General features: G+C 37.9%; 2 protein-coding genes and 1 pseudogene. All 3 read right to left on the bottom strand.

Going from position 1 to position 6722, the window contains the following annotated elements; genetic code table 11:
* Positions 1-4028: pseudogene (locus A2290_01440) on the bottom strand (hypothetical protein).
* 192 nt (positions 4029-4220) lie between these two features.
* Entirely contained in the window at positions 4221-5195 is a 975-nt protein-coding gene (locus A2290_01435) for a hypothetical protein (GenBank protein OGC13173.1), read from the bottom strand.
* A gap of 352 nt (positions 5196-5547) precedes the next feature.
* Positions 5548-6255 carry a hypothetical protein gene (locus A2290_01430; GenBank protein ID OGC13172.1) on the bottom strand — a complete coding sequence of 236 codons (708 nt, stop codon included), beginning with the start codon at positions 6253-6255 and terminating at the stop codon, positions 5548-5550.
* Between the last annotated feature and the right edge of the window lie 467 nt (positions 6256-6722).

Below are 6722 nucleotides of genomic sequence, written 5' to 3'. Positions count from 1 at the left end.
TTAGGAGCTGATGTCCCAGAAACCGTTAGCAACCCTCCATCTAACAACGCATTATTTATTACAGGGGCAGAAATACCATTATTGCCGTAATTTACCAAGGCTATCCCTTCTCCATAATTTGAAAAGATTGAATTTTGGGAAATTGTATTTTTTTGAGAAAGACCATATCCAGAGCCTGTCATTCCATCCACATTCACACCCGCAGGATAAAAAGAGGAACCGTTGTAAGCAATAATATTTCCTTTTCCTATTTTATTAAATGAAGAGCCTTGCAGTATCTCCACACCATAAACGCCATTTCCCAAATCTAATGTTCCGCCGGCATCCACCCCTATATTATTCCCATAAATCTCGTTACTTCCAGAATTGTAACGGATTTTAATTCCGGAGAACCCGTTTGAAGAAATTACATTTTTGCCATCGGATGTCCCATCACCTATTTTATTATACTTTGAAGCATAAAAGTTTACAGCATGTTGGGCATTGGCAAGAGGAAGGGCTCCGCTCTTGTCAACTCCTATGAAATTGCCAAAAACTTCGCAACTATTTGAAGAGTTTAAATAAACGCCACCAAAACTGTTGCCGGAAATTATGTTACGGCCATTTACAGTTTTATTCCCGATTTTTGTATTGTGCGCAAAGTTTAGGCTCAAACCATAATTTCCATTCGAAAGCTTATTTGCCCCTGCGGGATCAGTCCCTATATAATTCCCCAAAATAATATTCCCTGTTGAAGAAAGCATAAAAATGCCTACATTTTTATTGCCGGAAATAACATTTCCGGATTTTCCATCCATTCCTCCAATTAAGTTATAAAAAGAATTACTTTCCAAAAGAATCCCATAATAATTTGGGTTTGCGGTACTGCCATCAGGAAGCAATCCTATATAGCAATTTTTTATGTTGTTATAATTTCCCCCTTTTATTCCTACGCCAGCTTTTCCTGTCCCATTAAATCCTACTATGGAAAATCCTTCTATTGTGCAATACTGCTTTTTGTTTATTATAAATCCGCTGATATCATTCTTCCCCGCAACAACCTCTATTTTAGGATGGTTGCCTCCACTGCCTGCCTCCCAGGTTTGAGTAGAAGCATCTATATCAATAAAATTGCTCTGTATCTCAAGGGATGAATTTACAACAATTCGAAACCAACCGTCGCTCCCATTTTGAACAAAACCCGGAGATGCGTTTCCTGAAGAGACCCCGACACCAGCCAATTGAATGTTAAATAATATACTACTGCCTTCTTTTGTGGCATTTTTAACAGCCCATGGAAGGGAACCTTCCCTCGTCTCATCAGAAGAACAGTTTAAAACAAAATATGTATTATCGACAACAGCAGGAACAGGCACTTGTGTATAAAAAACATTTAAAAGCCCCACATCCTTTTTGGCATTATCTCCCAAAGAGGATAAAGTCAATCTTATATTGCCATTTGCCGAAACAATATTTTTGTTATATATAACTTCAACCCTAAAATCCTTATATTCATTTGGGGATAAATCAAAATTATATCCTGTCCATGTCACGCTTTCCGTTATGTCATTTCCACCTGTAGCAGTATCATAATATGTTATTGTAAAATCACTTCCCGGATCTTGAGCGTAAATATTTAAAGTATCGCGAAGTGTTCCCGCATTTTTCGCTCTAAAATAGAAAACGCCCTTCTCCCCCATATATAAAGATAAATAAACATCTTGGCTGCTCGGCAAAGTTTCAAATATGCCCTCACCAACATAAACCCCTTCTACCGACGCAACCATCAAATCAGGCCGATAAATAATTTCTCCTAAAGGCACAAAAGTAGTAATTGACGACACAGCATCGCTTTTGGTCGGATCATTCTGCGAAATAGCGCTTATTTTTATCTCTTGGGTGGAAAGCTCCCCCAAGTTAACATGATTTTTTACATATTTTATTTCCAATCTGGCATCAAAAGTCTCGTTTGCAGGCAAAGTAACAGAATATCCCGCACCCACAACACTTGAAGTTATATTCGTCCCGCCCGAAAGGCTGTTGTAATAGGAAACTTCATAGTCGGAAGATAGTGTATCCCCTTTAATAGTAAGAGTATCTGAAACATTTCCCGCATTTTTGAATTTTAAATAATAAACGGCCGTTTCATTTGTTGCTACGGAAAGGGTTTTTATCTGCACAGAAGGCTGTGACTCAATGACCCCTTCTCCAAGATAAACTCCTTCTTTGGTTGCTATCATGGCATCCGGTCCATAAATAATGTTCTGGGATACAACAACTCCGCTTGCAGGAGTAAATTCAGAGGTATTATCATTAATATCTGTTTGAGTCGCGACTATATAATCAGAAGAGGTAAAAACGCCATCAATCAAAATTGAAAAAGATCCGGACACAGAAGCATTTCCGCTACCAAGAAATGTTTTGCCTTGGCTTTGCTCCGCTTTAAAGATTTCTATTAAACTATTGGCTACCGAAGTCCCTTCAACTTTAAGTTTTCCCTGCGGAGCATTGTAATCAACAAGAGAAATGGTTGGAGGGACAATCCCATTATTTGCGCCATTAGAAAGTGAAATTCCTTTTTCTATATTATTATATATGCTGTTTTCACTTATCTTATTATTGGAAATATTAAAATTGGCCGCTGTTATTCCATAAACAGAATTATTGGCAATAACATTCCCCGCACCATTCTCGGAATTTCCAATCTTGTTATATTTAGCATCTGCAAAAAATTCAATCCCATTATTATTAGGAAGAATTAAAGTCCCGCTTAAATCAGTTCCTATATAATTACCAACAATCTCATTATTGCTTCCTAACACCCTGATGCCACTATTTTTGTTGCCTGATATAACATTAGAAAAAAGAGCTGTAGCATCCCCCACAAAACAAGAACCACCATAAACCTCCACCCCATAATTATTTGGAATAGATTGGATTCCTGTCACATCAACACCTATAAAGTTGCCTGATGCTTTATTATTTAAACCGTTTAAACTTATTCCGGGACTGTTGCCGCATATTATATTTTTACCTGCATTTGTCCCATTTCCAACTTTATTATCGTACGAATTAAGCGCAATCCCTTCACTTGTATTTCCTATTAAAGAGGTTCCAAGATAATCGGTTCCTATAAAGTTTCCCAACGCTTCATTTGTTGATGAATCAAAGGTTATCCCGTATCTGTTTCCAGAAATTACATTACGGCCGCCTGTTGTAGCATTTCCTATTTTATTGTTAGAAGAATCAGATAAAATAAGAACTCCATTATAAAAATTCCCCAAACTATTTGTCCCTGCATAATTTGTCCCTATGTAATTTCCCAAGACCTGATTATTAGAGCTGAACCATCTAATATCTATCCCCTGGTCGTCATTTCCTGAAATAATATTTCTTCCAGTAGCTGTTCCGTCTCCTATCCTGTTGTTTGATGAAAAATAGATAAGTATCCCGCCAAGGTTTGGATAAGCTGATTCACCCGACGCGGAAAGACCGATAAAACAATCTTTAATTAAATTGTTGTTTGAGTTGTTTTCAATGTCTATGGCATACCTAAATCCGTTAAGAACCAACCCTTCAACAATACAGTCACTTATTCCATCCAAGAAAAGTCCGCTGTATTCGCCATCAAACCAGTTTGTCCCCTCATGTATGCCTCTGATCTCAATGTTTGGTTTGCCTAGATTGGAAGCAACGCTTGTAGATTGCGATCTGCCATTTATGCTGATCCCGCTACTTCTAATTTGCAGAGGAGCTTTAAGGATAATTCGAAACCATTTTCCCCCGCTACTATCGGAAACAAGTCCGGGATATGCTTCTCCAGTAGAAGAAGAAACTCCATTTACAGAAAGAGCGAGGTTGAATTGAATAATATCTCCCGGCTGATTAGCATTTTGAACAGCCCATGGAAGAGAGCCAACATTTGTAGTTTCAGAAGAACAACTCGTAACTGTATAAACTTGTGCAAAACAAATTGTTTGAACAAAGAAAAATATTAAAAGAGCAAAGAAATAGAGCTTTCTCACATGATAATTATAACACAAAAACACAGTGAAATTTCACATTTTATATCTAAAATACAGTCTTTTTCCCACTATATACTTCTACCAGTTACTTTCTGGTGGGCTTGTTGTATAATAACAGTTTTTGCAATTTGTCATCCTCGCGAAAGCGGGGATCCATCTTATTTTTTTGCGAAATAGATTCCCGTTTTCACGGGAATGACTATTATGCAAGACGTCCTAGATTCCTGAATAACCGATTGAAAAATAATGTGTGGAAAATTCCACGAGTTCAGCATAGGTATGATACGCGTAATCAAATGTAAATCCCTTTATATTTATTCCAACTCCGGTAGCTGTGTTGGTTACAACTTCTCCTCCCGAAGGGGACTGATCAATGCCACCCCTTAAGCTTATAAATTCTATAGGCTTCCATTCACATCCCACATGAAATAAATATGAATCTCTTACTTCAAGATCCACAGCCAGCAGTAAGTTCAACTTTTCGAATTTGTTGGAAAATCCTGCGGTGATACTCATTGGAAGTTCTTCTGCTCCAATATTATTTCCGGGGAGTATGTTTTTTATAGCAAGGCCGACTGTTTCATTCTTCCCAATTTTTGATATTAACCCTAAATCTACATCCAAACCGCTCTTATTCCCTGAACTGAAGCTTGTTCCCCCGCCAGAATATCCTTGATTTATAAATTTTACAGAGGCGCCCATTTTAATATCTCTAAATATTCCCGTATTTATTCTATTAAAAATGTCCACTTTCTCAATATCTGTTGAATAACTTATGTTAAAAACACTATTACCAAAACTTGCCTCATTTCCTGTTGCTTCAGGGGTTCCATTTACAAGAACAGTCTCCTGTATTCCGGACATACCCAATCCGACATATCCAACCGCGACAGTCCCTTCCAGCATATTTTGGCTGAGTCCTACCAATGTATACGGAACTTCCGTTAAAAGGTTTCCATTCATGCTAACTATTTGAAATCCACTTGATTTGGAAAGTCCAGCAGGATTTGTAAACATTGCCGATCCATCATCCGCTATTGCCGTATAAGCCTTTCCCATCCCCAACGACCTCGCCCCCACACCTATTTCTGTAGGATCAATGGCTGTTGCCCCATATACAACACCGACCATTACCGTTAATATAAATATAATTCCTGTAATTAAGAGATCGTATCTGCCTATCTTATTCACTTTTGCCACTCCTTAACCATTAATAAAAAATATACACTCCGATTGTTCATCTCTGAAAAAGTTTCAGAAGGTCTGTCAACTCTTGATTCTACGAATAATCGAGACAAAGAAAAGAAACATCTAAGAATCTGTTGCCTTCTATACTTTATAGTCGAATCATTCCTAATTTTTCTTGTATCAAAATATTAAAAAGAGATGGGGACTGTTGAGAAACATATAATTTCTGCGAGGGTGACATTTCGCAACAGTCCCAATAGGAAGGATTTTCTGTCGTAAAGAAACAATCTCCCCCTCATCGATAATCAACCGACGGGGGGAGATAGTTATACTATTCTCTAAGTCTATTAATAGTCTATCGCAATGCCTCTTTTCTTATTTCAAAAGCATCTTCTAACAATGCCAATCTGCCTTCAATCAAATCATTAGTCAGCGGTTCGTTCTGCCCCTCTCCCTTAAGAGTTTTCAAGAGGAGAATTGCAATTCGAATAGCTTGACCATATTCTATATCCAAAGAGTCCCTTACAAATCTGGTATGTTCTCGTATAAGTTTTACTTCTACCTGGGCTATTCTCTCGGTAAGTTTTGGGTTTAGATCCGGAATATTTTCTGGATCTAAGGCTTGTAATATATCATCAAGACCGGATCGTGATACGTCACTGCTTTTTTTACCTCCTCTTTCTACAGCGCCACGAATGTGATCTTCTTTCTCTTCCATCCCAAGGGCCAATTCTAATAACCTTAATTTACCTTGTACCTCAAAAATATCTTTTTTTTCTACTAAATTCTCAAAGGGACTCATAGCCCTTAAAGAGCTGGAAAGATCTTTGCATGCAGCAATCTTGCATTTTGATCTAGGAGTTCCCATTAGAGCATATTGCCTCTGTTGAGTTGAAATTTCCACTTGAATTTTTGCAAATCTCTTAGAAAGTTCAGCGGTTTCTCTTGCACCTCCCCCAAAACCACCAGCAGCAACACTAAGTCTTTTTTCAATCAAACCATAACCTCTTAACCCTCGCGCTCCTACTATAGCACCAATATTAACCTTTCCTGTAAAACCCATTGTTTTTTCCTCCTTATTTTTTCTGTTTTTCTAAAAAACCTCCTATGTATATATCGTCTTTTCTTTTTTAAAATTTCACCCCGATGATTCAGATTTTGCACGTTGGGACTGTTGAGAAATGGTCATTCCCGTGAAAACGGGAATCTATTTCTCAGAAAACAACCCCGATTATAATAATCGGGGTTAAGATGGATCCCCGCTTTCGCGGGGATGACAAATTGCAAAAACTGCTATTATGCAACAAGCCCACGTTGGGACTGTTGCATAATACTCCCCCAGACTGAAGTCTGGGAGAATTGTCTTTTAACCCCGGTTATGATAATAGGGGTTCATGTAATGTGGGATGATTATTTTGCAACACTCCAAAGAGGGAAAGTGAGAAAAGGGATGAAAAAAATCAGATCCTGACTTTCTCCTAGCAAAAAGCATTTTTCAATAATTATTGTCATTAAGCCAAAAAAACGCTG

The sequence above is a fragment of the candidate division WOR-1 bacterium RIFOXYB2_FULL_36_35 genome (assembly GCA_001771505.1).
Classification (GTDB): Bacteria; Margulisbacteria; WOR-1; order XYC2-FULL-46-14; family XYC2-FULL-37-10; genus XYB2-FULL-36-35.
Note: the sequence above shows the minus strand (reverse complement) of the source record. Positions and strands in the feature narration are given on the sequence as shown.

What these genes read in the sequence shown, in the direction of transcription:
- A2290_01430 (OGC13172.1), bottom strand. Translation starts at nt 6,255, where the DNA reads ATGGGTTTTACAGGAAAGGTTAATATTGGTGCTATAGTAGGAGCGCGA.